The organism is Brevibacterium sp. SIMBA_078, from assembly GCF_046534565.1.
Lineage (GTDB): Bacteria > Actinomycetota > Actinomycetes > Actinomycetales > Brevibacteriaceae > Brevibacterium.
Genome location: NZ_JAWRYQ010000590.1, coordinates 1 through 236, shown reverse-complemented (window position 1 = coordinate 236; position 236 = coordinate 1). Strand labels below are relative to the sequence as shown.

The 236-nt window shown below is 38.1% G+C and carries 1 protein-coding gene; it reads left to right on the top strand.

Features of this window, described 5'->3' with window-relative positions; all coding sequences use genetic code 11:
- Positions 1-105: 105 nt before the first annotated feature.
- The gene (locus tag SB749_RS20905) at positions 106-225 is read left to right on the top strand and encodes a recombinase family protein (RefSeq protein WP_410712006.1); all 120 of its coding nucleotides are present in this window, start codon (positions 106-108) and stop codon (positions 223-225) included.
- Positions 226-236 lie beyond the last annotated feature (11 nt).

Below are 236 nucleotides of genomic sequence, written 5' to 3'. Positions count from 1 at the left end.
TAATTCTAGTCGTCGAAACAAACAAGCAAAGAAGGTAAAAGCACAACCCAGCCTATATATTGGCTTCCTCCATACGGATATCGTGTAGATAAAGGTGTTTTAAAAATGAAGGAAGATGACACAGCAAATGTTGTGAAGCGAATCTTCCGTGATTACCTTGATGGTATAGGGATGGAAACAATCGCTAAAAATTCTTACAAGAGAAAAGGTGCCTATACCAGCTAAAATCGCCAATA